Genomic DNA, 25,474 nt, shown 5'->3' with positions numbered 1-25,474 from the left:
TTTCAATTCTGTGCAATTCAGTTATAATCAAGACATTAATCAAGGAAAGAAGATGATCCCGATGTCTTTTATGAAACAATCCGCCGATCTGCAGCCGATTGAAGATACCGTCTTCGCCGTCGTCTCAATGGCGAAGCAGGATATCGCCGAACATGGCGCAGAGGCCGTCGTCGACGCGACGATCGGCTCCCTTTACGATGAACAGGGCAGACTTGTCGCCTACCAGAATGTCTTCGATCACTACAACGCGATCGCCAAGGAAGTCAAAGCGGCTTACGCCGCCAGCTTCACCGGCAATCCTGGCTACCGGACTCAGGTCAGAAACTGGGTGCTGCAGGATCAGCCGATCAAATTAAACGCCTCCGTCATCGCTACCCCGGGCGGCACCGGCGCCGTCAACATGACGATGATCAATGTTCTGGAAGCGGGACAAACCGTCGTCCTGCCGGAAATCTGCTGGGGATCGTACAACTTGATGGCCGCCCAGGCCCGGCTGAAGACCGCTTCCTACGCGATGTTTGACGGCGATCACTTCAACTTCGCTTCGTTTGAAAGCGTCTGCCGCCAGGTGATGAGCGAGCAGGGACGGCTGCTGGCCGTGATCAATGATCCATGCCACAACCCGACCGGCTATTCCATGAGTCTGACGGAATGGCGGCAAATCGTCCACTTCCTCAACGAGCTGAGCAAACAGGGACCGTGCGTGATTCTCAACGATATCGCTTATATTGATTACAGCTATCAGGGCCTGCACAGCCGCGATTATCTGAGCTGCCTTAATGAAATAAATGAAAACGTGCTGGCCGTGATCGCGTTCAGCTGTTCCAAAACGCTGACCTCTTACGGCCTGCGCTGCGGGGCGGCATTAATTCTGGGACAAAACGCCCGGCGCGTGCGCGAAGCCGAGATCGTTTTCGAAAAGACCGCACGCGCCACATGGAGCAACATCCCCAACGCCGCGATGGAAAACTTCACCTGGATCACGACGGAAAACCGCGCTGGCTTCGAGGCAGAAAAACAGCGCTATGTCGATCTGCTGAAACAGCGCAGCCAGTGCTTCATCGAAGAAGCCGCCGCCTGCGGTCTGCTTTGTTATCCTTATAAAGAAGGTTTCTTTGTAACGCTGCAGATGAAGGATAACGCGCTGCGTGATCAATATCACCAGAAGCTGATCGACAATCATATCTACACCGTCAAGGTCAACAAAGGAATCCGCGTCGCACTCTGTTCGCTGAGTCTGTCGAAAGTGCAGGGACTGGCCGGGCGGATGAAAGCGATTCTGGATTCGCTGCAATAAAGTTCACATTTTCTTTGGATTCAAACAAACCCTGCCGAGACATTGGCAGGGTTTGCTTTACCCTTCGCTCAAACCGGCCCCCGCTTGACCCCTTTATTCGAATAAGCAACTTTTCTTTCATCATTTTTATTTTAAAAATAAAAATTTAAAAGAATAAATTAATTATTTTTATTTTATAATTCATAATTTTAATTGACAGTTTAATCGCTTTGTCATATTATGGAACTAACAAGAGGTGGACGTCATGAATGAAACGAAAACACTGAAGCTCTGGAATAAAAATTTTATCCTGCTGTGGCAGGGTACGCTGTTCTCCACGTTCGGCGATGTGCTTTACAGCATCTGCATCGGCTATTGGGTCTATGAGAAAACCGGATCCACCGCATTAATGGGTCTGCTGACAAGCATCTCCATGTTTGTTGCAATGATCCTGGGACCCTTCTGCGGTGCGATCATCGACCGCAGCCACCGCAAATGGATGATCGTCGGCACGGACCTGATCCGCGGCTTAACGATGATCGGACTGGGCCTGATCGCGATGAGCCAGCACTTGGAAGTCTGGATGGTGCTGGCTACAGCTTTCATCGCCGCCCTGTGCAACGCGTTTTTCACACCGGCTTCAATGACCGTCATGACCGATCTGGTGATGCCGAAGGATCTGGTCCGGGCGCAGTCGCTCTCCGGCGGCATGCGCTCGCTCGTCGCGATGGCCGGCAAAGGCTTGAGCGGAGCGATCATCGCGTTTCTCGGCGTTCCCTTCGTCATCCTGCTCAACGGGGTCTCCCTGTTGATCTCCGCGTTCACCGAATGCTTCATCGACGTGCCGCGGGCGCCCAAGACAGGCATGCCGATCAACCTGAAAACATTGTTTGCCGATTTGAAAGAGGGCGCCCAGTATGTGTTCAACGACCGCTGCTTCCGCCTGATCGTCATCATCGCGGTGTCCGCCAATTTCTTCGGCTCGGGCATGGGCGCCGTGTTCCTGCCGTTTTGTCTGGGCCGGGGGCTGGACGTCGTACAGTATGGCTATCTGATGTCGCTGCAGTCGATTTCCGCGCTGATCGGCACGATTTTCATGGGCACGCTGAATATCAAACCGGAGCTGCGGATCCGACTGATGTTGTTCGGTTTTCCGTTAAGTTCCCTGTTGTTTGCCGTCTGTTATTCGATGCAGACGTTCAACTCGCTGGCGTTCACCTTTCTGATCACCTATTTTGTCAGCGCTGTGGCCAACGCAATTCTCAATGCCGCGTTCATGTTGGTCATCCCGCGGGAAAAGCGGGCGATGATTTCCGGCTTTATCATGATGGCCTCCAGCGGTGGTCAGGCGTTATCCTCGCTGGCTTTCGGGTTCATCGCGGAATTCGTCGATCTGAGCGTACTGGGCACCGTTTCCAGCCTGATCTCGATTCTGCCGTTTATTCTGTTGTTTGTCTATCCGGAAATCAAGGAACGCTTCATCCAGGCGGAATTGAATCCGGAAGTCTGAAATCCCGCGGGTCCACAAAAAAACCACCGAATGGAATCCTGCTCTCTGCCCGCATGACAGAAGCTTGTTCCTGCGGTGGTTTTTCTTTTTTGTTTGAGAGAACTTGTTTCCTTTTCCGCCCAGACGCGTTTTGCCTTAACTCTCCTTCCGCCCGTAAATACTGGCGAACGGTTTTCTTAACGCCATATACAAGAATACGGAAACAAAGACGCAGATCACGGCGTTGAAGGCGGTAACACCGCCGGTCCAGGTCAGGATGATCGCCGCGGCTTCGGCATTGATCCCCAGAATAAACCGTTTGAACAAATAACCGATGATCGGATCAAAGACCACGTTGAAGCCCAGGCCTGCCGCCGCGCTGATCGCTGCGATTTGAGCCGCCTGTCTGGAATCTGCGGCCTGCGCCAGTCCCAGCTTCTGTCCGACTTTTCCGGAGAGATAGCCGATGCAGAATTTCAGGAAAAATGTCTTCGGTGCGGATGCGACATAGCGCGGATCCAGCAAGTCGGCAATCGACAAGCCGATCGCTCCGGCAACGCCCCCCTCGGCTGGTCCTAACAAAAAGGCCGACACCACCACGATCGCATTTGCGACGTGGATCGCGACTGAAGATCCGGCCGCCAATGGGATGTCGATCTTCAAATAGCTGAAAACAATGTAATTGATCGCCGCAAAGATAGCGATAAACGCCATCGTCCGCGTCCTTTTTTTCATTTCAAATCCCCCTTTTTGTTTCAGAATACCGCGTAGAAAATCCGCTTCCTACAGGATTCCCGAGGAAACCGGCGCCGCGGTCTTCCTTATTGTAATACAAAAAGAACGGCGGTGGAAAACTTTTTTATTATTTATTGAGGGGTTATACGACTGATTTTCCAAGCGTGAGCCCCCGGCCAGATTAACGCGGGACAGTTCGGCCAAGCCACAGGGAAAAAAGAGAAAAACCCGCGCCGATTCTCATGACCGGCCGGGTTTTCTCAGCAAACCGCTTACTTGTCAGAGTTTCCCTGCGGATGCAGTTCGTTTGCGATCTGTTGGGAACGAACCGCCCACACCTGCGCGTAGTTCTGACATTTCGCGCACAGATGTTCCGCGCTTTCCGGCGATTGCAAATCTGTCGAAACAGCGCCGCTTTGCTTGACCAGCCGAGGCAGGATTTCCGGATTTTCCAGCATCGGACATGGCCGCAGCATGTTTTCATTAAACGGCTGGTTGTGATAATAAGCCATAAACAAAGGGCTTTGCAGAGCTTTTAGCAACGTATGCTCGCGGATATTCACATTGGAATAATGGATGAACACACACGGATCGACATCGCCGTTGGCATTGATGTGCAGATAACGCCGGCCGCCGGCGATGCAGCCGCCGACATATTCGGCGTCGTTCTGGAAGTCGATCGTGAAGATGGGCTTCGTCTTGCGGAAGCCGCGGATCTGCTGAATCATCCAGGCCCGCTGGTCCGCAGAAGGCAATAACACCGGCGCCGCTTCATTGCCGACCGGCATGTAGTGGAAGAACCAGGCGAACAACGCGCCGTCCCGGATCATCTGATCGAAATACCGCTCGCTGCTGACATCCTGCACATTCGCGCTGGTATAACACGTCGATACGCCGAAGGGCAGCTTGTATTGCTTCAGCAGCGCCATCGCCGCGCGGACCTTCGCATAACACCCCGCGCCCCGGCGGCTGTCGTTGGCTTCTTCAAAGCCTTCCAGTGAAATCGCCGGTACAAAGTTCTTCACTTCCAGCATCGCTTCGCAAAACGCCTCGTCGATCAGTGTTCCATTGGTAAACGCCAGAAACTCGCAATCCGGATGCTTCCGGCAGAGCGTAAGCAGATCCGCTTTGCGCATCAGCGGTTCCCCGCCGGTATAGATATACATAAAGGTCCCCAGAGCTTTGCCCTGAGTGATGATGTTGTCAATTTCCGCCACGCTGAGATTCAGCTGATGGCCGTATTCCGCCGCCCAGCAGCCGGTGCAGCGCAGATTGCACGCCGAGGTCGGATCCAGCAGAATCGCCCACGGAACATTGCATTGATTTTCAGCCGAGGCTTCAATCTGACGGGCGCTGCCTCTGAGGGAGGCGTTGATAATGAAATTGGTGAAGAATGTTTTCCGGACGCCGGCGTCCAGATCATACAGCTTCAGCATCAGGTCATACCAATGATTCTTCTGTTCGATCACCTCGCGCACCGCCCGGCGCTGAGACGCGTACCAGTCCTCAGGGCAAACCTGATCCACCAGCTTCATCACCTTGGGAATATTGGCCTCCGGATCCCGTTCCAGATACGCCAACGCTGTTTTAACAGCGGTTTCCAAAGCAGCGGATTTCATTTTTTCGATCGTTTTCATAAATTAGCTTCTCCTTTTTCCACTGGTTTCATTATAGGAAAGCCAGAAAAAGAAACCCAGCGACAGATTTCGCCAGGTGTAAAACGATCAGACAATCAAGGCTGTTTGCCTGAATATTCAGATGGCAGCAGCGCGCCGTTTTCCGCCAGCGTGATCAGACTTCGCGCTTCCTCCTTGAGATCATAGCGCATATCGTGGTCCAGCCAGTCCAGCGTTACCCCCAAAAGCAGGCAGCGGTAAAAATGCAGCACAGTCTTCAGAGCTTCCGGTTCATATTTTCCATCCAGTCCCGCCTGACAGGCATAAGCGTCCAGCGTATTGCCGATCAGATCGGTCAGATGCTGCTGAAACAATTCGCGGCTGGCTGAATGATAAATATGCAGGGCCGCCTGCCGATACTTCTGACACCAGGCCAGCGCCTGATCCAGACTGTCCAGGAGCGAAAGCGTATCCCGCTGCTCGGGAAGCAAAGCCGCCGCCTGCTGGGCAAAGATTGCTTCCACCAAAGACGGGATATCCTCAAAATAATAATAGAACGTGTTTCGATTTAATCCGCAGCGTCCTACGATCTGCGCTACGGTGATCTTGTTCAGCGGTTTTTCCTGCGCCAGCGCCATAAAGTTATCCATGATCCATTGCCGGGTTCTGATCATTCCCATCACCTCGCCCGCATTATAGCACGATGCGAAAACCAAAAGAAATCCCCGGAACGACACAACCGGGGATTTGTTTAGATTCATAGTTTTCGGCTTACTGCTCGATCCAGACTTCAGAGAACTCGTTGGTCCCCAGCGTCGTGGACTTTTCAGTGGATAACGGATGGTTATGAATTGTCGCCTTGATCGGATAGCTGTAGATTTCATCGGTAACGATGACCATCGGCAGATCACGCTTCAGGATTTCCTGAATCTGCTTATACACTTCCCCTCGGGCCGCTTTATCCGACACGGCGATGCCCGCTTTCAACAATTCGTCAATTTCCGGATTGGCATATTTGGAGATGTTCAGCGAACCGTTGGAACCGATCCGGTTTTCAATCGCGTTGGCGTCCGGGCCCTGCGAACCGGAGTTCATCGCCATATCGAAGTTGTAATTATCCAGCACCTTGGTCTGGAAGTTGGCGATTTCTGAAATATTCAGCTTCACTTCGATGCCGATTTCTTTCAGCTGGGCCTGAATGACCGTCGCGGTATCCTTGAAGTTGCCGCTTTCAAACGTGTCCAGCGTGCAGGTGAAATAATAGCCGTTTTCGTCCTGGGTATAGCCGGCTTCCTCAATCAGCTTCCTTGCCGCTTCCCGATCCATCTCCGGAATCCGCGCGGTGTCGCTCATCGCCCAGTCAAAGACCGGCGTCATGTACGTTTCCGGGACGCTGCCGATGCCCTTGGCCGCCTTATCGAGAATTTCCTGACGATTTAACGCCATGTCAACCGCCTGACGAACGCGCACGTCCGCAAACGGACCTTCTTTCAGATTGAACGAGAGATAAACGCGGCCGGTGGCGACATATTGGTAAACGTTGTAATTCGGATCCTGCTTCAGCGCGGCGATTTCCGAAGACGGGGCTTTGCCGAGAATGTCGTCGACTTCGCCATTCTGCCATGCCTGGAACGCTGTCGATTCATCCGGAATAATCGAAACGATTAATTCGTCGATATACGGCGCGCCCTTGAAGTAATCCTCATTGCGCTCCATGCGGATCGCAACGCTCTTTTCATACGAAACAAACTTGAACGGACCGGTGCCGACGGGCTGGAAGTTGGCTGGATTGGTCGACCAATCGTACTCCGGCGTATCGTAGATATGCTTTGGCATGATGAAGGTTCCCAGCCAGCCGATCGTGGCGACAATCCCGGAATTCGGCTCGGAAAGATGGAATACGACGGTATTTGCATCCGGGCAGGTAATTTCGCTCAGCTGCTTGAAGCTGTTGGACTGATATCCTTCGGTACGGATCTTATCAAACGTCCACTTGACGTCCTCGGAGCTGAACGGCTCGCCGTCATGCCACTTCACACCTTCGTGAAGATGGAACGTCAGCGTCAGGCCATCTTCTGAAAATTCCCAGCTTTCCGCAAGATCACCGACTACTTCATTGGAAATCGTCTGCTTGACCAGCCGGTTGAAGATATTCTGATAGGCGACGACGCCCCAGTCGTCGACTTTCAAATCCGGATTGAAACTGTACGGATCGCCCGCTCCGCGGACGATGTAGGTTCCTCCGCTGACCGGTTCGTCCGACGCGGTGGCGGCAGGTGCGGCGCTGTTCTCTCCCTGAACAGCACAGGCTGTTAACATGACGGCGCAGACGCCGACGATAATTTTCTTTACCCAGTTTTTCATCATTAATTTTCTCCTTTTCTGAATTTCGCTTAACCCTGCAGTTCAGAAAAGCAGTGCTCCGGAAACTCCGGTTTGTCTCCCCAGTTTCACGCCCTCAAGCCCCCTTTAATCAAACACAAAAAATCCGCCTTCCAATTAGAAGACGGATGATCAATCCGTGGTACCACTCCTATTATCCTGTCTGTTAAAACAGGATCACTCTGCGGACATCGTCGCACTTGCGAGAATGTCTTCTTCTATAACGGGAATTCCCGGCTTCCCCTACTCGGCCATGCCTTTCAGTTCGCTGCTAACAGGGCAGTTGTCCCCGGTGTCCGTACTGCCTCGCACCTTCCGGCAGCTCTCTTAAACCCGACGTTCCAGTTTCTCATTTCCTGATCTATGCATTTGTGCTGATGGGATTAGTTTACCGCAGACCGAAAAACTTGTCAATTCTTTTTTCAGTATTTTCTGAAAATTAATTCTCCATGTTTGTTTTCTCTATTTCAGCTTTCAGAAAATCGCAGTCAGTTTCCACAGCGGAGATGAAAAGCTTTGATCTTGATCTGGATAAGTTAGCCGGCGGACGGCGTGGCGATCAGAAACATCAGATCCCGCTGATTCTCCATTCCCTGTTCTTCGAAGAAATCATACATCGTCCAGTTGTAATAAAAACGTTCCGCCCCATAGACGGTATAGCCATCCTGATTGTGATCTGTCGTGTCGTAAGGATCGGCGACGATCAGAACATCATCCTGCGTCGTTTCCGTTCCCATGTTGTCATAGCCGATCACCACCTGCCAGTGTCCGCCCCAGTCGTTCCAGGCGACCATCACCGGCGTGCCTTCCTTCAGCAGGGCTTCAAACCGTTCTAATGGAAAGGCCGCTTCCAGCTGATCAGCCGGATAATCCAGACTGCTTTCCAGATCGAAGCCGCCAACCTGATTAAAGATCGCGATCATGGATTCCATGTCGGTCGCTTCCGGGGTCAGGCCGTTGCTTCGCAGTTCTGCCAGTGTGCGCTCGGTCTGTTCGCCCAGCTGATCATAATAGTTGAAAACCAACAGCGCGGAAACCACCCCGCAGGACCACTCCGAAGTCTGCTGCATCGTCTGAAAATGTGGCAGAATCGTCAGCGTTTCCGTACTTTCGGCATTGTAAAAGTCAACCGTGGAAAAATAAGGTGAATCCGGATGATCGCCCTGCCGCTCAACCGCATCCGCGCCGGCTTCCGGATCCAGATCATCGCGGTAAGCCAGTTTCATCTGATCCGTAAAGTTGCCGCCTGAGCGAGTTGGGACGGAGTCCGCAGAAGCCAGAGGCGTCGGCGCGGCAGGCGCGGCGGAACAGCCCGCAATGAAAAGCAGTGCGCAAAGCACAGTCAATAATTTTTTCATAAAATGATACTTCCCCTTTCAAAATAGAAAAACAAAAACAGTTCTTTTCGTTTCTTCAATTTTCTTCCGGTGCGCTCCCTGCGCTTCAGGATAGAAAGACAAGACGATGGCTTTTGGCCGCTTGGTGATTGCGTGTCACAGAACTTTTTCAAAGCATTACGCTTTGGCATCAACAAGGGTAACCCTGTTTCAATTTCGGCATTTGACCCGGCTGTCCGAGGCCTGTTCTTCGTGGAACATCAGGTCATGCGGCCGGTCGTTTTCAACCGGCAATGACGTGGTACTCATCATTCAAAATCAACGGGCGTGATCGTCTGTTTTCCCATCCCTCCTTAACTTCAATCACGAAAAAATTATATCAAAAAAATTCGTCAGCGCAAGTATAAATTTAATAAAGTGATATCATTAGTTTAGCAACACTAAACTTTTGAACGATTTCTCTGGCTGAAGCCTGCATGATTGCGCAGCGGTGTTCTTCCTTAGGAGAAACGATCGGTTCCGGCTGCCTTCTGATCAAATGAAAACTGCCGCAAGATCCGGCAGCTTTCCTACTTCTCTATCAACTTCTCCATAAACCACGTCCGCAAAGCCAACTGGGAAATTCCACAATGGATCGTCCCATTCTTCAGCATCCGCAGCACTGTTTTTGAATCAAACCAGGCCGCTTCCTCAACTTCGGCCGGATCGATCGCAATGTCCTCCGATTCCGCGGTTCCCGCGTAAACGTAAACAAGCTGATCCGACATGCCATTGCTGGGATAAAATCGGCATAAGAGTCCTTTTGTTTGAACTTGAATTCCGGTTTCCTCCCCAACCTCACGGATTGCCGCAGATGCCGGGTTTTCGTCCGCCTCCACAGAACCGGCCGGGATTTCCCAACCTTCTTTGTCTATCGGATAACGCCAGCTGCGAATCAGAAGGATCTGACCGCGTGTGTTTTCCACCACCATGCCAGCCGAAGGCTGCGGATAATGCAGCACAGTATAGGACAGCTTTTGGCCGTCAGGATATTCCGCTTCATCCTGAAAAATCTGAATCCATGGATTTTTCAATACGCATCTTCGCTCTTTGCACGTCAATTTCATTCCCGATTATCCTTTTGTTTAATACAGCTCGATCTGAACGATCTTGCCCAGCTTCTTGAGATTTTCAGCCATCCGTTCAATCATCCGGATTTTTGCCCGCAGCGAGATCGTCGAATAGGCTAACTGGCGGTGCGCGGGATTATCGGAACGGCCGACCATGAACACGATTTTCGTGCAGTCCTGCAAAAACATTTTCGTCAGCAAGATCGCGCCGTCTTCCTGCTTCGTCAGCAGAAACTGCTCGTAAAACTGCGGCGACTGAGCGCATTCGTGCAGATATTCATTCGCTTTCTGCAGCGTCAGCACCCCTTCGGTCACTAAATCCAGCCCTTCGATATAGGCCATCGGCGGGACGTCGGAGGTTAAGGATAACAGGTTTTCAATCTGGATTTCCTTGCCGGTAATCCGTGAAACAATGTTGGACGTCGTCCCGCCGCAGCAGATTTTCTTCCCCGTAGCGCTTAATAAACGACCGACCACCTTGCGGTCATCCTCCGGATGTTCCGGCGGTCCGACCATCACGCGGGCCTCCGTAGCCGGCACGATCTTGGCCGTGGCTACGGTTGAATCATCGCCTGGCTGGCCCTGATACAGATCGTTGACGCAGGCCAGTAAAATCCGCGTCACCTCGCGTGCCGGATCAGTCGAGCGGCAATATTCCGTCAGATGTTTTTCCACATCGGCGTGATCCCAGCCAAAGTTCAAAAATGTGCCGACGCCGGCGTGGATAATCCCGTCGGAAAACACGACGATGAAATCGTTCGGCTCTACCTGAAAGCTGCTTTCCCGGATTCGCCGCTGCCCGATCACCCGCGTTGTCCGCGGCAATTCAATACACATTCCCCGGCGCATGATCACGGCGGCCGGATTATCAAATTCGATCAGATGCGCCATCCCGTCGTAGTAAATCTGAACGATGGTGAATGTGGAGTATGCGATGCCGCGCTCCTGACATTGCGGCAGCGTCGCAGTGATCGTATCGACCGCTTCCTGCAGCGTCGCACCCTCTGCCATCATCTCGCAGATGATCGTGCTGGTCAGTGTGGAAAGGATGTTCGCTTTCACCCCGCTGCCCAACCCGTCGGCCAAAACCAGAATGCAGAACTGATCGCAATAGCGGATCGCCACCTTATCGCCGCACAGTTCCTCATTCTTTTTGATCAGCGAAGAAAACGACGTTTCCACATGGATTTTTTCTTCAATCATCTTCATCCATCGCTTTCATCAGCCGCGTTAAGGCAACCTTGGACTTCGCCGTCGTTTCACCTAACAGGCTGGCGATTTCCTGAACGACGCGCATCTGATCGTCGATGACGGTCTGCGCAACCTCCGCCGTCTTCATCTGCATCTGGCGGATGACTTTCTCCTTGGTTTCCTCCACCGTCAAATCCATTAAAATCAGGATGACATAGCGGTGGTCCTCAATCGAGATCATCGCGTGGTTTAAGATTTTATGATATTGCGGATATTCGCAGCGGTAATACTGGACGCCGACAAAATCCTGAAGCAGCTCATGCAGCCCCTGATCCGGCAGAATCGACTCGACCGGCATGCCGATCGGATCAATTTCCTGCAAATTCATCATATTCAGCGCCGCCGGATTGATCTCGCGCACGCAGTTATGCTCATCCAGCACGAGAATTCCATTCGGTGTGTTCTCGATGATCAGATTGGAAATCGACTGGGCGTGCTCGAGTGCGTAGGGCAGACAGAGCTTCGGATCCGCTTTGCCCTCCAGCACTGCGATCGCTTTGGCGCGGCAGCTTTCGTAACCGCAGGCGCCGCAGTCCAGCTCCTTTTCCCGCGTCGTCTTGCCCATCAAAAACAACATGTCCTTAATTTCTTCTTCGGTATGCGTGTTCCGCTCGATTGGATCGGCCTGCCACTTCGCGCGCAGATTGGCGGGCAGCTGGGCCAGGCGCACCTGATCCTGCGGATCCATGTTGCGCCGGATCGCGCTGCGCGCTCTCCATTCGCTGTGATCGACATGGCATAACAGCGGACCGCCCAGACAGGACTGTTCGCAAGCCGACAGTTCGAAGAAATAGCCTTCCATGTGTCCCTGAGCGATCGACTTCAGCGCATCCCGGACGCGGTCCATGCCTTCCGCACTGACCCGCTCGTACACTTCGTCCGAACTGCTTAAGGTGCGGATCACCCCGCCGGGGGTCGGATACATTCGTACGGTGCTGGCTTTCAGACTTTCCCATCGGACTTCCGATTGTTCCTCATCCTCGTTTACAGGTTCGTCTTTCAGCCAGACAGAAAGATCCGGCATCGTTAACACCGCGTCGATGGCCCCCGCAAAGCGCGGATCGGCAGCTTCCTTCTGCTTCGCGATGCACGGCGTCAAAAACACCGTCTTCACACCCGGATAACGCTCTTTCAAATCATAGCCATGCGCGATCATCGGCGACACAACCGGCGCCAGCTGATCGACAAGTTCCGGAAAATTTTTCTCAACATAGGTGACGACGGCCGGACAGCACGTCGACAGAATGTTTTTCATCTGATGTTCCTCGATCAGCTTCATGTAAGCCTGAGAAACCAGCCGGGCGCCGACCGCCGTTTCCTCGATCACCTGAAACCCGATCGCTTTCAGCTGCCGTTTCAGCCGCGGATAGTCCGGCCAGACCGACGCAAAGGACGGTGCGATGCTTAAGGCCAGCGGCTGACCCTGAGCGATCCACTGACGGACCTGATCGACGTCGCTGTGAACCTTTTTTGCGCTGTGCGGACAGATCGCGTAGCATTTGCCGCACAGAATACACTCGTCTTCAAGAATTGTAGGCTGATGATTCTGATACGTCATCGCCTTGGTGGGACAGACGCGCACACAGCGCAGACAGTTGCGGCAGTTCGCCTCGGACAGCTGGATGTAGCTCATGCCAGGGCCGCCGTAATTTCCCGCTCGAGCACTTCTCTGACATTATGCAGACCGACGCCCAGCAGCTGCTTGCCGTTAACGCGCAGTCCCAGGCCCTGTGTGCAGACCTGCATGCAGAAAGCCCCCTTCACATTGACCTGATCTTCCCAGCCTTTTTCTTTGATTAACTCCTGCAGAATTGTGACGACTTCATTGCTGCCCTTGACGTAACAGGCGCTTCCAATACAAACTTCAACAGTGACCATGTCGCTTCTCCTTTTCGCTTATTTTCGATGCATCGGCACGCCGGTAAAATCAAAGCTTTCCAGCGATTCCTCAATCGTTTTCTGTTGGCCGTTATTTTCTTTCGCCATCCGGCCTTTCGCCACCATCGGCGGCTCGATGACCGCCGGCCCGGCGATGCAGCCGCCCGGACAGGCCATGCCTTCCAGAATGTTGCCGGTAAACTTGCCGAACTTCATTAACGTCAGCTGCTTCTTGCATTCCATGCAGCCGTCGGCGTACACGCTCACCGGCGCGGCCATTGCTTTTTCCTTTGCGACCTGCGCGACCGCTTTGCCAACACCGCCGCCCTGAGCGAAGTTGCGGCCGAAGATCGACGGATAGTCTTCCTCTTTCGCCTCTACTTCCGAAGGATCAATGTGTTTGGCGATCATCATCGCCGCGATTTCCTCAAAGGTCAGCACGTAATCAACGGCGGTGAAGGATTCCATCGCTTCCTGCTTTTTCGCCAGACATGGGCCGATAAAGATCACGCCGTGATCCGGATGGTCTTTTTTCAGCTTGCGGGCCAGCGCCATCATCGGTGAAACGACGGTCGACATATTGTTTTCGTAAATCTGCGGGAAGTGCATCTTTGCGAGGTTGACAAAAGCCGGACAGCAGGAGGTCGTCATCGGCACGCCGGCTTCCATCTTTTCCGCCAGCTCGGCCTGTTCCTCCCACGCGACGGCGTCCGCGCCCAGCGCGACCTCGTAGACTTTTTCAAACCCCAGCAGTTCAATGCTTTTCTTGATCTGCGGCAGGGTGGCGTTGTCAAACTGCCCCTGAATCGCCGGAGCGACGATCGCAAACATCGGCGTTCCCATTTTCAACAGGCTGACGACCGGCACGATCCATGACATATCCTCAATCGCGCCAAACGGGCAGGCGGCCTGACAGGCGCCGCAGTTGATGCATTTGGTTTCGTCGATCTGAGCGATCCCATTTTCATCCCAGCGGATTGCGTCGACCGGGCAGTGCTGGGAACACGGCCGCTCGGTGACGACGATCGCGTTGTATGGACAGCTGCGGGCGCAGGCGCCGCACTCCTTGCATTTTGTATAATCGATCTGGGCGCGGTGCAGCCCCATGCTGATGGCATCGAACTTACACGAAGCCAGACAGGCTTTCGCCATGCACTTGCGGCAGTTGTCGGTGATCTGAATCTTGCGGATCGTGCAGCCGTCGCACGCCGCGTCGATCACCTGAACGATCTGACGCGGATTGTATGCCGCAGCTTCATCCGCCATTTTCCCGCACGCCAGGCGCGTGCGCTGCCGCAGGATTTCTCTTTCCTTATACACGCAGCAGCGGAATTCCGCCTTGCGCCCCGGGATCAGTTTGCGGCTGATCGCGGCCGCGCTGTCGTCCGTCAATTTTCCTTCATAAGCCAGCTGTGAAATTTCCTTGAGCACGTCGAACTTGAACTGACGTGCTTCGTGATTGAACATGGACATTGTTTTCTCCTCCATTGCTAACAAATTCACATTACCATAGATAGCGCTGATTTTCAATTCTGAAAACCTACTTTTATTATCGCATATTCCGCAAGTGCTTTCAAAATAATTGTAAGCTTGTTTAACAATCGTTAAACTTACTATTTCCTGGGAAATTCAAGGCTGAAAAACAACCTTTTAACGGCGCTGTTCCTCAAAACTCTCGTTCCGGCTTCCTGCTGCCGCCATTCTGCTGAAACAGAGACCTAAGAAACAAAACCGGCTTATTTCCCGATGCTCGTTATCAAGGAATTCAAAGCACGAAAAAAGAACCCGCATTTTTTGCAGGTTCTTCATCTATGTTATTGATTCTATTTATACCGATGAACCGCAGCGGCTGTTTTCCAACATTTCCGCAACTCTCTCTATGACATCAATTCGATTCCACTGCTGAAACCAAACCGTTCTCATTTCTTCCTCGCGTTTACCCTTAATCCTCACAAAATGGCTGTTTATCTGTTCGATGGCTGTTTTGTAAATTTTCAGCAAAATGGGAAGTTGTAAGAAGCATCACACGGATCTGCGATTCATCGCGCAACGCCGGCGTTTAGCGGCGGTATCCTCTCTGTCCAGGTTCCATTTACTTTAACCTCCTTAGAATAAACGTTCCGTTTATTCTGAAAGCTTCGCTCCTCTTACTTTATCAGCCTTAATGGATTCATTGAGAAACTAGGTTCTCTCCTTAACGGACTCAACCGTTCTGATCGGCTGTCTGAGGGATCAGCTTCCTCTGTTTGAAGATCTCATTCCTTATCTTCGACTTTATTATAAACAGAGTTTTCAAAAAAGTAAGCCCTTTCATTCAAATTTTTTTCGTGCTATAATAAAAATGTTGAGGGTTGCCGTTTCAGGACAACCCTTTTTTACTGTATTCCGCGTTCTGATCTTCCTCTTTTTCCCATTGCAGCTCCATGCCGCCCTGCGACCACAGGCTTTCATGAACCTTCACGCCATGATGCAGCAGCGTCACATGCGCCCGGCCGCTGAGACTTTCCTGAATCCGGCCCTGCATCCGCCCGTTGTGCGGCGAAGCCAGCGAACAGGCCGGACCGCATTCCAGACGGATCCGGATCTGCCAGCCGCCCTGATGAAACCGCAGTTTGGCCCACCCGGAACCCTCTTTAAACTGACGGCAGCGCAGCGATTCCAGGCGGCAGCCGGTATAGGTCGCAAAGCGATGCAGCTGATCGCGCAGTTTGACGACAAGCAGACAACCATTAAATGTCAGCGGTCCTAACGGAATACTGGCCAGCGACAGGAAGAAGCACGAATCCGGTACGCCGCACTGGTTGGACTGAAACCACAGATAGCGCTGGGGAAACGAAGTGCCGCGGTCCTTTTCCAGATAACCCACGCCGGTTACGGGAAGCGAACGTCCGTTGGCGATGACAACGCCTTCCATGCGGTGATGCAGGCTGATCACGCCATGCACGCATTCCATATTTTTCAAATACGCGAACGGTCCCATGATCGTCGGGGCGTACCGGGAAAACGGCAGCGGCGTCAAGCCGCTTAAACGAAGCCGGACTTTCAGCTTTGGCAGATCGAGCTTCACGCGCGTCAGCGAAAATTCGTTGCTTCCCAGCGTCAGATGAAACGGCGACTGCCGCACTACCGCGTCCTGCCAGCCAAATTCCGCCCATTGTGATTGATTCGTCAACGTATCCGTCGTCTGAATAAAAAACGGCGCGGCTGAATGCTGCGGGCTGAAACCGACGATCACCGCCAGCGAACAACGCGGGTCGCACAGCCGGAAATACCAGCCTTCAAAATAATCTTTCTTTTCGCCAAGGGAATGCAGTCCCATTTCTTCTCTGCGGATCTGTGCTGCACGCATCCAATCACCTGCTTTCCCTTGCAGTATTTCCCACACGCAGCCACCTTAATCCTCAAAAATTCAGAAAATGAAAGACAACGGGATAATCTTGTACAAAAGAAAAGACGGAAAACATTCCGTCTGGGTTTGATCTAGGGCAGAATCGTGCCGATAAGCGGTTCCAGCTGCCTCGCCATCATCGGCCTGGCAAAATAAAAGCCCTGATACAGCGTGATCGGATAAGCTTTTAACAGCTTCAGGATGCGGGCGTTTTCCACCCCTTCAGCCACCAGTCTGATTTCCAGCTTGCAGCACAGCGACACGACGCTTTCGATAATCGCCAGATCCACCTGATTTTGTTCGCTCAAATCCCGGATAAACGATTGATCGATCTTCACGGAATCGGCCGGCAGGTTGCGGATCAGCAGCAGCGTGGAATACGCGATGCCGAAATCGTCGAGCGACAGATTGAAGCCGAACGCCCGCAAGCGGGCAAATTCCTGCGCCAGTCCTTCAAAGTCCTCGACCTGACAGCTTTCCGTCAGCTCAATCGCAATCTGACGCGGGTTGATTTCCAACCGCCAGGCTTCCGCGATCAGAAAATCGGCAAACCCTGGATCCTTAAACTGCAAATAGGAAACGTTAAACCCGGTGATAAAATCCGGACTTTTGCGCTGCCAGGAGCGCGCCTGGGCGAACACCTGACGGACGATCCAGCGGCCGACCGGAAGAATTTCCCCGGTGTTTTCCAACAGCCGGATCATTTCCCCGACGTCGGGATCGGCATTCCACCTTAACAGCGCTTCGCAGCAGACCACGCGGTGATCCTGATCGACTAACGGTTGATAAACCATTGAAAAGCCCTCGCACGCATGATTGACAGAGCGCGCCAGCATTTGCTTCAAACCACTTATCCGGCGGTATTCGGACGAAACCTCAAGGCTGAAAAAGACCAGCTGAGAACGCCGGTGTGCCTTGCCATGGGCCAGAGAATGTTCCAGCTTGCTGATGAGCGCCTCCTGCGTCGTTCCATCCTGCGGCACGCAGACAGCGCCGCCGGTGATTTCCAGACTGACCTGCCGGCTGCCCAGCTCTTTTGCCGCCTGCCTCAGCGCTTCAAACACGCTGCCCGCCTGATTGCGGCTGCCATCGGGAATCAAAACGGCGAATTCATCGCCTTCAAACCGGTACAGCGTCGCCGCCATCGGGCAGACCTGACGCAGCTTTACGGCGAAATCTGCAAGAATTTCATCGCCTCCGCGATATCCATAATTGTTGATGACTTCGCGGAAACCGTCGAAGCCGACGACCATCGCCACGCCTTTGATATCTGTAAAGTCCAGTTCGGCAAACTCCCGCATCGTCGGCAGACCGGTCAGCGGATCGATTTTATTGCGCGCGTCCAGGCGCGTCATCATTCCGGCGAACAACCACGGTTCGCCCTGTTCGTTTTTCATCATCGTGCCGCGGCATTCCAGCCACACATAATCGCCGCTCTGGCTGAGCGCCCGGTATTCACAGCTGTGGTGCATCTTGACGCCGGAAAAAACGTCTGCGATGTCCTTCAGGTATCGGCCGCGATCTTCCGGATGGATTTTCGCCTTCCACAGCTCAGCGGCGTTTTCCATATATTCGCCCGGCAGGCCGAAAAAGGTCACGGCATTTTTCGACCAGTGAGACAAATCCCGTTTGACGTCGCAGACATAGATATAAACCTGTTCAGAAGCTTCGGAAAAAGCTGTAAACAGAGCGTTGTCCAAAATCGTAGGCATTCCGCTTTCCCCTTTCGTATCCTTTTCTATTTTAGGGAATTCCTGCCAAATTTCAAATTGATTACCTAAACGGATCGTTTTCCGACTTAAATCAGCGTCAAATACAGCCCAGATGCGCTAACGCCCGGGCGATGCCGTCCTGATCGGACGAAGTCGTCACATAGTCGGCCAGCGCTTTGACTTCATCCACGGCGTTGCCCATCGCCACTGCCGTGCCGGCCAGCTTCAACATTTCAACATCGTTGTAATTATCGCCAAACGCCGCGACTTCTTCAGGCGCAATTTTCAACTGATCGATCAGCTCCCGCAAACCGACCGCCTTGTTCATGCCGCGGCTCACGACGTCGTAGCCGTCGGCGGAATAGCGCAGAAACGCCAACTCTGAATCGGCATGGAAGACTTCATCCACCGCCTCAGGCTCGGCATGCACGCTCGCGCTTTGCGGCAAAGCGCTCAGATGCCGGTCTTGCGTGGGACAGTCGATAAACGGTTCCGGTCCAATATCCGATTCTTTCTGCGGCTGCAGCCAGTCGATCTTCTCCGGATGTTGATAAATATAACAATGGTCAAGAAACTTCCAGGCCAGCCCCGCCTGATGAGAACGGCAGAACGCGTTGACGCGCTCCACCTGTCCCCGCGATAAATCATGATGCGCCAGAATCCGTCCCTGACCGTCGGCGACCACCGCGCCGTTGACCGCCAAAATGTAATCGGGGTTCAAGGCGTTAAGCGCCGCGCCCAATCCGTAATGCGTCCGTCCGGTCGCAATCACAAAAATCAGGCCGTTCTGCTTTGCCTGTGCGATCGCTTCCCGACATGAGCGCGGTATTTCATGGCGGTTTAAATCATACAACGTCCCGTCGACGTCAAAGACCAACAGTTTTATCATCGAATCATCACTCCTGGCCTTATTGTACCAGAATTCACTCATCCCGGGCGCGTTTTTCCCTTTCACAGCTCAGAAAAAAACATTTTCCCGCAGGTTTGCGCCTGCTTTGGGAAAATGTTTTGTCAGTGCCAATCCGCCGGCTTCAAGCTTCATCCTTCGCACAACACAGCGCGGCATAGTCCTCCTCCGGCACCGGCCGGGAGAAATAATAGCCCTGGATGTAGCGCGTGTTAATGGATTTCAGGAAATCAACCTGGGCCTGTGTTTCCACACCTTCGACGATCACCGGGATGTTCAGGGAATGGGATAAATTGACGATCGACGCGATCACCGCGCCGCTGCGCTGGGCATTGTTTTCATCAGAGCTGATAAAGCCCATATCCAGCTTGATGATATCCACCGGCGCATCCTTGAACATGTTCAGCGAGGAATAGCCGGCCCCGAAATCGTCCATCAGCACGGTAAAGCCGGCCTGCTGAAGCTGCCGGATCACCGCGTAAATTTGTTCGGTATCCTCAGCGCAGGCAGTCTCCGTAATCTCCAGCTGCAAATCTGCGGGCTTCAATTCATATTTTGCGATCAGATCAAGAAACAGAGCGACCAGATTGGTGCGGTAGAAGTTATACTTCGAGACGTTGACCGATATCGGCAGAACCTGCGCATGGAGATGGCGCTGCCGCTGCAGAAACTGGCACGTCTTTTCCCAGATATAATAGTCCAGCTTCATGATCAGGCCGTTTTCTTCCAGGACGCTGACAAACTGCCCCGGCCCTAACAAACCGCGGGTCGGATGCCGCCAGCGGGCCAGCGCTTCGCCGCCGATCACGCGGCGGGCGATGATATCGTATTTCGCCTGGATATAAATGATCATCTCCCCGCGCTCCATCGCCCCCTCGATTTCATCCAGAACCTGCTGCTCGCGGATGATCCGCTGGCGCTGCTGATCCGTGTAGAAGCCAACCTCGCTGAACATCGGATCGATCCGGTTTTTAGCCGCCAGGGCAGCGCGGTCCTGCATCAGCTTCATCGGCAGCGAGCGATCGGTGATCGGATACACGCCGTATTCCAGAGACAGATTCAGATCGCTGGGATAGTCGCTGAGAATCTCCTCACGGCCATTGGCCTGATACGCTTCGCAGGACGTCATCAACATGAAATGATCCGCCGTAATCCGGCACGCCAGCGAGCCGGGATAGCGCCGGCAATAATTCTGCAGCCGGCTGCCGATATGACTTAACAGCTGATCGGCCTGTTCCACCCCGAGCAGTTCGTTGACGATCTTGAAGCGCCGGATGTTGATGTAGATCAGGTAGTAGGGCTGCGGATCCTGCATCAGCAGGGCCCGGGCTTTCTCCGTGAACGTATCCTCGTTGTACAAACCGCTGATCCGGTCCATTTCCGCCTTGTGTCTGAACATTTCCGTGCGCCGCCGCTGGATTTGTTCCTCGGTCTGCTTGCGGCTGCGGTAAAGCAGCAGCGTGACGCCCAGAATCAACGCCAGAGCCAGCGAGGCGACAAGATAGCGGTTGGCTTTCAGCCAGTCCGTCCATGAGGGTTTATAGTGCAGGCCGAGGGTGGAATCATAAATGATCTGATTGATTTCTTTCTGCGACAAACAGGCGATCGTCTTGTTCAAGATTGTCATCAGCAGTGGATCGAGATCGACGCTGGCGGCGAAACAGGGCTGCAGCGCCGGGAATTCCAGCGGGTAATTGTCCTGCAGATCGCTGATCCCCGGTTTCCAGCTGTAATAATTCAGCGTATAGGAATCGCAGACCGTCGCGTTAGCGTGATGATCGGCGACCGCAAGCAGACACTCATAGAGCGAATCAGCGTAGAGGATCTGACCGGATGGCATCTGATTTAAGAATTCGCTGTTGACCGCGGTATTTTCCGTTACGATCAGACTGAACCCTTCCGCACTTTCCCCGCCGAAATCCTTTGCGTTGACCACAACCATAAGATCCAGCTGCAGCAGCGGATCGCTGAGCTGAACAGCGGCGTTGTGCGTCAGCCGCAGATTCCGCCGGGTAATGCCGCAATAAAGTGCCTGACGGGGATTCTGTTCGAGAAACGCGACGTAATCGGCATGCGGCGGCTGCGGAGTAAGCGCAAACCGCAGCCCTGATTTCTTTTCGATCAGCGCCAGCAGCTGCGGCCAGATGCCACTCAGCCTGCCGTTTTCCATACCGGCAAAGGGAATCTGCGAACCATCCAGACCGACAGGAATTTCCCCCGCGTTGCGGATATAGGCGTCTTCCTCGCGGGTGAACAGCGGCTGCACGGAATACTGGCTGTCGCCATAATACTCGTCGTACAGATGAGCTTCAAAATAAGGATCCGCCAGCTGAATTTCCTTTAGCGCTTCGTCGATCTGCGCCATCAGATCTGGCCGGTTCTGGTTGGTAATGATGTAAAACGGCGCCGGTTCCAGCTTGAGCACGGCTTTCGCTTCATTATGCAGCGCCAGCCCGCCGCTGATGATCAGGTCGACCTGGTTTGACAGCAGCGCTTCCATCAGCTGATTTTCCGTCTTATATTCCGTCTGCGGACAATCCAGCCCCTTTTCCTGCGCATATCTCTGCCAGCTTTCATTTTGATAGCTGCCCTGAAGCAGCCCGACGCGCAAGCCGTTCATCGCCGCGCTATCGTCATAATACACCGCCGCGTCTTCGCGGGCGTACACAACCGCCAGCTCCTCGCCGATCGGCTGGTGTGAAAATAGAAACCGCCCGGAGCGCTCTTCGGTATACTGCGCGGTCATGACCAGGTCGATCGCGCCTTCATTTAACTGATCGAGAATCTGTTGCCAGTCGCCATAAACATATTCATAGCGCCAGCCCGTAATCCGGCTGATCCGCTCGAGCAGTTCGACGCCGTAGCCGGTGTATTTTCCCGTTCCGGTTTCTTCTATAAAGCCGGCGTAGTCAATGTAGCCGACGCGGATGAGAGGCGCTTCCGCTTTCACGGAAGCCGGCGGCAATCGCGGGACGCTGAAACACAATCCCAGGCAGAATCCAAGCATTAAAATCAGACTGCGCTTTTTCATACGGCTTTCTCTTTCCTTCCTGAGGAGCGGTCCGGTTCAGGCCGCTGCCCGTTTCCCGGCGGTCATGGTCTTGTATATTTCTGTATTGTTCTATAACAGGATTATATCATTGATTTGTCAGAAATTGGGGAATATTCCGGTTTCTCTCCGCCGGATCGCCATTCTTACCCTAAATCGTTCACTTTTTACGTTTTTGTTTTGGATTGCTTCATGATGCACCGCGTATGCGCCATCTTTTAAGCTGGAATTGACGGCAGGATGTGAATCAGACAGACAAAGAGATCCTGTTTGGCATTCATACTGCGCCTGAATCCGAACGATTGCTCAACATTTCTCAAACGGGTCCCGGGTTAAAGCCGTTGAAAAACCAATTAAAAAGCGGAAGAACCGGAGATGTTTGCCCCGTTTCTTCCACTGCGTACCTCTGAGATTGTAATGAATTTCACCGGTTGCCGTTTACGCTGAGCGCTTCGCCGCCGCAGCCCCGGCTTTGCGTCCGAAGTGACAGGTGCCGATGACCGCGGTGCCGCTGCCGGGATAGTACGGGCCAACCCAGCCTCCGGCATTTAAGCCGGCTGCGTACAAGCCTTCGATCACCTTGCCGTTGACGTCGACCACTTCGCAATCCGTCGTAATCTTCAAGCCGCCTAACGCGCCCAAGTTATACGCGGTATTCTTATAGGCGTAGAATGGGCCGCTGATCGGCTCCAGGCCGTCCTTGCGGCCAAACGGATCCTTTCCAGCCGCAACATCTTCGTTCCAGTCCTTCATCGTCCGGACCAGGCCTGCCGCGTCGATACCCAGCTTTTCCGCCAGATCCTCCAACGTATCCGCCGTGATCACCACGCCGTCGGCGACGTCCTTGGCTACTGTTTCCGGCGTCCATGGCGCACCGTCCGCTTCCAGACTGCTCGCGCCGAAAATCATGTACGTCGGGCCCTGCAGCTGCATTTCCTGCTGATAGATCGCGCGGTAATGATAAGCGTATGTTGCGTCCTCGCAAACAAACCGGCGTCCGGCCTGATTGACGATGAACGACGGGAATACCGGTTTGCGGTTATCCGTCGCCGCGCCGGTCTTGCCGCAGAAGTCGATCGTGCCGCCGCTGACATAGGCCGCGCCCAGCTCCATTCCCATGCGGATACCGTCGCCCATATCGGTAGCGACACACAGACAGATCTGCGTCGTATCATCCCAATACTGCTGCGGATTCAGTTCCTTCGCCATTTCGGCGTTCTGGTCGACGCCGGCGGCTGCCAGGATGACGCCCTTGTTCGCCTTGATCGTGATCGTCTGACCGTTCTGAACCGCTTCCGCGCCGATCACCTTGCCATTGTCTGTGATCAGCCGGGTTACTTCGGTTTCATATTCCACGACCGCGCCCAAGCCCTCGGCAACCTTTAAAACCGCCTGCACGTAGATTCCGCCGCTGCCGGAAGCACCGCCGCCTTCATAGACGTGAATCCGATCAGCCAGAACGTCGTCCTTTAAATAAGGAACGTGGCAATGACCGTAAACGCTCGTCCATTTTAAGCCGCAGGTGCTGGCCAGCCATTCGATGTCCGCCGGCGCGCCCAGCGCCAGATCCTTGACCAGCGCTTCGTCCAGCTGTCCTTCACCTTCCGCCATCCAGCATGCAAAATGCTTTTCCGGCGTATCGTCCTGATACTGCGTAAATTGTTTCTGATAGGTTGTGCCCGCTGCCTGCATGACGCCGCCGGACAGATTGGTTGTCCCTCCGGCTACGCCCGCCTTCTCCAGAACCAGCACCTTGGCCCCGGCTTCCGCCGCAGCCGCCGCTGCACACACCCCGGTGCCGCCGGCGCCGACGATTAACACGTCGGTTTCCTTTGTCCAGCTGATCGTGGACGCCGAGGCCTTCGGCGCATCCTCGCTGCTGCATCCGCCCAACATCCCGACGGCGGCCAGTCCCAATGTGGAAGCGGCGGCGCCTTTCAGGAAATCCCGGCGGCTGATTGATTTCTTTGCCATGTTTCTTTCCTCCTGCTTTGTGATTTTATTATCCAATTCAAAGAAAGAAGATTCAAGAAACAGGTCGGCATTTTTGTTTCTCTTTGTCCGCAGCTTCACGATCAGTCGTTGAAATATGGCTTAAATTGTTCCGGCAGCGTGTCGAAAGACAACTGGATCATCTCGTCGATATCCCGATCCATGCCCTTTTCCACCCATTCGCACATCAGCTCGAGATTGCCGTAAATGTGTACCCGCAGCATCGCCATCGTATGCCAGTCCTGAATGTCCTCGCCGTTGCGTTCCAGCGTTTCCGCATACAAATTCAGACTGATTTGAAAGATATAGTTGCGCAGCGAATTGGGATCGTGTGAGCGCAGCGCGTTCTGGAAGAAAAACAGATTTTCCTGAAATACCTGATACAGCGCCTTCACCGAATCATGCCAGCCGCAGCCGTCCAGAAAAGTATAGAGCGTCTTATCCAGAATTTTCTGATAGCTCTTGTTGACCAGATCATATTTGTCCTGATAACGCCGGTAAAAGCTGGAACGGCTGACATGCGCCTGTTTCAGCAGATCGTTGACGGTCAGTTTGTCTAACGGCATCCGCCGCATCAGCTCGATCAGCGCGTCGAACAGACATTGTTCCAGTTCTTCTTCATTCTGATTGATCGCAATCGTCATTTTCATCCTCCTTCCCGCTGGCGGCGTTTGTCCGCCGCGTTTAACCTTCTCTATGATAGCGAAAGGATCACGGCTTGACAATCGCTTTTCCCTACTTTCCCACCATGCCTGGCTGAAAGTACAAAAAACGCCGGCGAACCAGCGTTTTCTGCGTTTACAGCTTCAGGATATAATCGGCTTTGCGCGGCTTGGGCTGCGGCGCTTCGCCTTCCGGAATTCCCAGCGCCAGCGCACCGACGCCGCGCAGGTTCCCGCTTAATCCCCAGGCCTTTAACAGCGCCTTGCCTTCCTCGCTGTCAAACATCTGGCGTTCGCGGTGAATCCACACGCTGCCCAATCCCAGCGCATGCGCCGCCTGCATCATCGTGCACAGCACGCAGCTGCCGTCTTCAACCCAGGTGCTGACCGTGCTGTCGGCCAGCACCAGAATGATCACCGGCGCGCCATAGTAAGGATCGGTGCCCGGATTGGCATACTCGGCGTTCATGCGCGTCAGCTGCGCGCGCAGCTGGGGATCTTGAACGGCGATGATCACCGGCGATTGTTTTCCCTGACCACTTGGCGCATAGGTTCCTGTTTTCAAGACGATATCCAGCAGTTCGGCAGATGGGGCTTTGGAGTGAAAACGACGGATTGCCCGGCGTGTTTGAAGATCTTTGATCGTAGCTTCTGACATTTCAATGACCCTCCTTTTTGTCTCCATTATACC

Annotated in this window: 19 protein-coding genes; 2 read left to right on the top strand and 17 right to left on the bottom strand. The window is 53.5% G+C overall.

Annotated features, from left to right (window positions below):
* The first annotated feature begins 61 nt into the window (after nt 1–61).
* Nucleotides 62–1,297, top strand: a complete 1,236-nt coding sequence (locus I2G61_RS03380; protein WP_072686148.1) for a pyridoxal phosphate-dependent aminotransferase — start codon at nt 62–64, stop codon at nt 1,295–1,297.
* A gap of 244 nt (nt 1,298–1,541) precedes the next feature.
* Entirely contained in the window at nt 1,542–2,786 is a 1,245-nt protein-coding gene (locus I2G61_RS03375) for an MFS transporter (protein ID WP_072685834.1), read from the top strand.
* 135 nt (nt 2,787–2,921) lie between these two features.
* On the opposite strand, the gene I2G61_RS03370 is transcribed toward I2G61_RS03375, so the two are convergent.
* From I2G61_RS03370 to I2G61_RS03290, 17 genes are all read right to left on the bottom strand, one after another.
* Nucleotides 2,922–3,500, bottom strand: coding sequence for an ECF transporter S component (locus I2G61_RS03370; RefSeq protein ID WP_072685832.1), 579 nt, complete (start codon nt 3,498–3,500; stop codon nt 2,922–2,924).
* 272 nt (nt 3,501–3,772) lie between these two features.
* Nucleotides 3,773–5,137, bottom strand: coding sequence for a radical SAM protein (locus I2G61_RS03365; protein ID WP_072685830.1), 1,365 nt, complete (start codon nt 5,135–5,137; stop codon nt 3,773–3,775).
* Nucleotides 5,138–5,232: 95 nt separating this feature from the next.
* Nucleotides 5,233–5,790 carry a TetR/AcrR family transcriptional regulator gene (locus I2G61_RS03360; protein WP_229100660.1) on the bottom strand — a complete coding sequence of 186 codons (558 nt, stop codon included), beginning with the start codon at nt 5,788–5,790 and terminating at the stop codon, nt 5,233–5,235.
* A 97-nt stretch (nt 5,791–5,887) separates the two neighbouring features.
* On the bottom strand, nt 5,888–7,480 hold the full coding sequence (locus I2G61_RS03355) for an ABC transporter substrate-binding protein (protein WP_195396014.1): 1,593 nt from the start codon (nt 7,478–7,480) through the stop codon (nt 5,888–5,890).
* A gap of 554 nt (nt 7,481–8,034) precedes the next feature.
* Nucleotides 8,035–8,856, bottom strand: coding sequence for a papain-like cysteine protease family protein (locus I2G61_RS03350; RefSeq protein WP_195395945.1), 822 nt, complete (start codon nt 8,854–8,856; stop codon nt 8,035–8,037).
* Nucleotides 8,857–9,404: 548 nt separating this feature from the next.
* Nucleotides 9,405–9,941 carry an NUDIX hydrolase gene (locus tag I2G61_RS03345; protein ID WP_195547912.1) on the bottom strand — a complete coding sequence of 179 codons (537 nt, stop codon included), beginning with the start codon at nt 9,939–9,941 and terminating at the stop codon, nt 9,405–9,407.
* A gap of 18 nt (nt 9,942–9,959) precedes the next feature.
* Entirely contained in the window at nt 9,960–11,153 is a 1,194-nt protein-coding gene (locus tag I2G61_RS03340; RefSeq protein ID WP_229100659.1) for a SpoIIE family protein phosphatase, read from the bottom strand.
* Nucleotides 11,140–12,828 (bottom strand): [Fe-Fe] hydrogenase large subunit C-terminal domain-containing protein, encoded by a 1,689-nt coding sequence (locus I2G61_RS03335; protein WP_195547910.1) that lies wholly within the window; start codon nt 12,826–12,828, stop codon nt 11,140–11,142. Before I2G61_RS03335 ends, I2G61_RS03340 begins: the two co-directional genes overlap by 14 nt.
* Nucleotides 12,825–13,073: a (2Fe-2S) ferredoxin domain-containing protein gene (locus I2G61_RS03330; RefSeq protein WP_072685820.1), complete on the bottom strand. Its 249-nt coding sequence runs from the start codon at nt 13,071–13,073 to the stop codon at nt 12,825–12,827. Before I2G61_RS03330 ends, I2G61_RS03335 begins: the two co-directional genes overlap by 4 nt.
* An 18-nt stretch (nt 13,074–13,091) precedes the next feature.
* Complete coding sequence (locus I2G61_RS03325) at nt 13,092–14,546, bottom strand: 4Fe-4S dicluster domain-containing protein (protein WP_195547909.1); 1,455 nt, start codon at nt 14,544–14,546, stop codon at nt 13,092–13,094.
* 886 nt (nt 14,547–15,432) lie between these two features.
* Nucleotides 15,433–16,422 carry a hypothetical protein gene (locus I2G61_RS03320; protein WP_072685816.1) on the bottom strand — a complete coding sequence of 330 codons (990 nt, stop codon included), beginning with the start codon at nt 16,420–16,422 and terminating at the stop codon, nt 15,433–15,435.
* 131 nt (nt 16,423–16,553) lie between these two features.
* The gene (locus tag I2G61_RS03315) at nt 16,554–18,173 is read right to left on the bottom strand and encodes a GGDEF and EAL domain-containing protein (RefSeq protein ID WP_195547908.1); all 1,620 of its coding nucleotides are present in this window, start codon (nt 18,171–18,173) and stop codon (nt 16,554–16,556) included.
* A 97-nt stretch (nt 18,174–18,270) separates the two neighbouring features.
* Nucleotides 18,271–19,062: an HAD family hydrolase gene (locus tag I2G61_RS03310; RefSeq protein ID WP_195547907.1), complete on the bottom strand. Its 792-nt coding sequence runs from the start codon at nt 19,060–19,062 to the stop codon at nt 18,271–18,273.
* Nucleotides 19,063–19,204: 142 nt separating this feature from the next.
* Complete coding sequence (locus I2G61_RS03305; RefSeq protein WP_195547906.1) at nt 19,205–22,111, bottom strand: EAL domain-containing protein; 2,907 nt, start codon at nt 22,109–22,111, stop codon at nt 19,205–19,207.
* Between the two features lie 456 nt (nt 22,112–22,567).
* Nucleotides 22,568–24,103: an FAD-dependent oxidoreductase gene (locus tag I2G61_RS03300; RefSeq protein WP_195547905.1), complete on the bottom strand. Its 1,536-nt coding sequence runs from the start codon at nt 24,101–24,103 to the stop codon at nt 22,568–22,570.
* Nucleotides 24,104–24,204: 101 nt separating this feature from the next.
* Complete coding sequence (locus I2G61_RS03295) at nt 24,205–24,765, bottom strand: TetR/AcrR family transcriptional regulator (protein ID WP_072685806.1); 561 nt, start codon at nt 24,763–24,765, stop codon at nt 24,205–24,207.
* A 154-nt stretch (nt 24,766–24,919) separates the two neighbouring features.
* Nucleotides 24,920–25,441 (bottom strand): nitroreductase family protein, encoded by a 522-nt coding sequence (locus I2G61_RS03290; RefSeq protein WP_195547904.1) that lies wholly within the window; start codon nt 25,439–25,441, stop codon nt 24,920–24,922.
* Between the last annotated feature and the right edge of the window lie 33 nt (nt 25,442–25,474).

The organism is Holdemania sp. 1001095H_141210_F2 (assembly GCF_015558105.1).
In the GTDB taxonomy this organism is placed as follows: Bacteria; Bacillota_I; Bacilli_A; order Erysipelotrichales; family Erysipelotrichaceae; genus Holdemania.
This window is presented reverse-complemented; position numbering and strand designations above follow the sequence as displayed.

What these genes read in the sequence shown, in the direction of transcription:
- I2G61_RS03380 (WP_072686148.1), top strand. Translation starts at nt 62, where the DNA reads ATGTCTTTTATGAAACAATCCGCCGATCTGCAGCCGATTGAAGATACC.
- I2G61_RS03375 (WP_072685834.1), top strand. Translation starts at nt 1,542, where the DNA reads ATGAATGAAACGAAAACACTGAAGCTCTGGAATAAAAATTTTATCCTG.
- I2G61_RS03370 (WP_072685832.1), bottom strand. Translation starts at nt 3,500, where the DNA reads ATGAAAAAAAGGACGCGGACGATGGCGTTTATCGCTATCTTTGCGGCG.
- I2G61_RS03365 (WP_072685830.1), bottom strand. Translation starts at nt 5,137, where the DNA reads ATGAAAACGATCGAAAAAATGAAATCCGCTGCTTTGGAAACCGCTGTT.
- I2G61_RS03360 (WP_229100660.1), bottom strand. Translation starts at nt 5,790, where the DNA reads ATGATCAGAACCCGGCAATGGATCATGGATAACTTTATGGCGCTGGCG.
- I2G61_RS03355 (WP_195396014.1), bottom strand. Translation starts at nt 7,480, where the DNA reads ATGAAAAACTGGGTAAAGAAAATTATCGTCGGCGTCTGCGCCGTCATG.
- I2G61_RS03350 (WP_195395945.1), bottom strand. Translation starts at nt 8,856, where the DNA reads ATGAAAAAATTATTGACTGTGCTTTGCGCACTGCTTTTCATTGCGGGC.
- I2G61_RS03345 (WP_195547912.1), bottom strand. Translation starts at nt 9,941, where the DNA reads ATGAAATTGACGTGCAAAGAGCGAAGATGCGTATTGAAAAATCCATGG.
- I2G61_RS03340 (WP_229100659.1), bottom strand. Translation starts at nt 11,153, where the DNA reads ATGAAGATGATTGAAGAAAAAATCCATGTGGAAACGTCGTTTTCTTCG.
- I2G61_RS03335 (WP_195547910.1), bottom strand. Translation starts at nt 12,828, where the DNA reads ATGAGCTACATCCAGCTGTCCGAGGCGAACTGCCGCAACTGTCTGCGC.
- I2G61_RS03330 (WP_072685820.1), bottom strand. Translation starts at nt 13,073, where the DNA reads ATGGTCACTGTTGAAGTTTGTATTGGAAGCGCCTGTTACGTCAAGGGC.
- I2G61_RS03325 (WP_195547909.1), bottom strand. Translation starts at nt 14,546, where the DNA reads ATGTCCATGTTCAATCACGAAGCACGTCAGTTCAAGTTCGACGTGCTC.
- I2G61_RS03320 (WP_072685816.1), bottom strand. Translation starts at nt 16,422, where the DNA reads ATGCGTGCAGCACAGATCCGCAGAGAAGAAATGGGACTGCATTCCCTT.
- I2G61_RS03315 (WP_195547908.1), bottom strand. Translation starts at nt 18,173, where the DNA reads ATGCCTACGATTTTGGACAACGCTCTGTTTACAGCTTTTTCCGAAGCT.
- I2G61_RS03310 (WP_195547907.1), bottom strand. Translation starts at nt 19,062, where the DNA reads ATGATAAAACTGTTGGTCTTTGACGTCGACGGGACGTTGTATGATTTA.
- I2G61_RS03305 (WP_195547906.1), bottom strand. Translation starts at nt 22,111, where the DNA reads ATGAAAAAGCGCAGTCTGATTTTAATGCTTGGATTCTGCCTGGGATTG.
- I2G61_RS03300 (WP_195547905.1), bottom strand. Translation starts at nt 24,103, where the DNA reads ATGGCAAAGAAATCAATCAGCCGCCGGGATTTCCTGAAAGGCGCCGCC.
- I2G61_RS03295 (WP_072685806.1), bottom strand. Translation starts at nt 24,765, where the DNA reads ATGACGATTGCGATCAATCAGAATGAAGAAGAACTGGAACAATGTCTG.
- I2G61_RS03290 (WP_195547904.1), bottom strand. Translation starts at nt 25,441, where the DNA reads ATGTCAGAAGCTACGATCAAAGATCTTCAAACACGCCGGGCAATCCGT.